This window comes from Streptomyces sp. NPDC051104, from assembly GCF_040682835.1.
Lineage (GTDB): Bacteria > Actinomycetota > Actinomycetes > Streptomycetales > Streptomycetaceae > Streptomyces > Streptomyces cynarae.
The window spans coordinates 1-1,644 of the sequence record NZ_JBFBBS010000136.1 but is presented as its reverse complement, the minus strand read 5'-3'; the positions used below and the strand labels follow the sequence as shown (position 1 = coordinate 1,644).

Below are 1,644 nucleotides of genomic sequence, written 5' to 3'. Positions count from 1 at the left end.
ATCTTGAGCCTCAGCAACTCGAAACCCTAAGCAGGGAACGGCGTGTTTTATGCATCAGGGCTGGTCAGGTACCCACACATCAAGCAGAAGAGCCCCATTTACGGCCCCACTGATGGCCAGCGGTTTCCCCGCGGACGGCCAGATATCTCCCCGCTCACAAGATCCAGATCCCGGTCGGCGAGAGTCGGGCGGGTGAAGAACAGCAGGGAGATCATGGACATCCTGGAGGCATACGACCTCACGGGCAGTTACCGCGCGGCGGCCGAGCTGGCCGGGTGCGACCACCACACTGTGGCCCGCTATGTGAAGATGCGGGCGGCCGGGCAGGCACCCGAGGCCCGCCGGCACCGGGACCGCGCGATCGACGCCTACCTGCCCAAGATCGAGGAACTGGTGGTCCGCTCCGGCGGCAAGATCCGCGCGGACGTGGTCCACAAGCGCATCACCGCGATGGGCTTCACCGGCGGGGAACGCACCACCCGCCGCACCGTGGCCGAGGCGAAGGCCCAGTACCAGGCCGGGCGACGCAGGATCTACCGCCCCTGGATCACCGAGCCGGGACTGTGGCTGCAGTACGACTTCGGCGACGGCCCGGTGATCGGCGGCCGCAAGACCACGCTGTGGTGTGCGTGGCTGGCCTGGTCCCGGTTCCGGATCGTGATCCCGATCTGGGACAAGACCCTGCCCACCGTCACCGCCTGCCTGGACGCCACGTTCCGCAGGATCGGCGGGATCCCCGCGTTCGTACTGACCGACAACGAGAAGACGGTCACCGCCGACCACATCGCCGGGATCGCGGTCCGCAACCCCGAGATCGTCGAGGTCGCCCGGCACTACGGCACGACCATTCGCACCTGCCTGCCCGCCGACCCGGAGACCAAGGGCGGCTCGGAAGCGACCGTGCGCATTGCTAAGGCCGACCTGGTCCCCAAAGACGTCAACCTGCTGGAGGAGTACCGCACCTTCGCCCAACTGGAGGCCGCCTGCCGCGAGTTCTGCACCGAGGTCAACACGCGAGTGCACCGCGCGACCCGCCGCACCCCGGCCGAGATGCTCGCCGAGGAACGCCAGCGGCTGCACCCGCTGCCCCGGCAGCCGTTCACCGTCGCGTTCGGCACCACCCGCCGGGTCAACTGGGACGCCACCATCTCGGTGGAGGCGGTGCGCTACTCGGTCCCGCACGAGCTGATCGACACCCGGGTCTGGGCCCGGTTCCACGGCGACGAGCTGGTCGTCACCGCCGTCGGCACGGACGGCACCGCCGCCGAGGTCGCCCGCCACCCGCGCGGCACCCCCGGCTCCCCGGTCATCGCCGCCGAGCACTACCCCCAGCGCGAGGACAAGGACGCGGACCGCACCCCGAAGGCCACCAGCGCCGCCGAGGCCGCGTTCTTGATGATCGGCCCCGGCGCCGCGAGCTGGCTCCTTGAGGCCGCCACCGCCGGCACCCGCCGGATCAAGGCCAAGATGGCCGAAGCCGTCACCTTGTCAACCCTGGCTATTCAGCGGAATTGGTGGAGCTGACACCCTGACAGCAGAAAGGTGCCGTTGACCTGCAATGCCGGTGAGTTAGGGCATCAGTGCAGGTCAGATGGGGTGCTTGGTGACTCTCAGTGTGTAGTGGACGTTACTGGGAGTGCGGGG

1 pseudogene is annotated in these 1,644 nt (G+C 68.6%); it reads left to right on the top strand.

The window, feature by feature from the left end:
* Positions 1-192: 192 nt before the first annotated feature.
* Positions 193-1,497: pseudogene (gene istA / locus AB0N14_RS40065) on the top strand (IS21 family transposase); the annotation flags it as partial.
* Between the last annotated feature and the right edge of the window lie 147 nt (positions 1,498-1,644).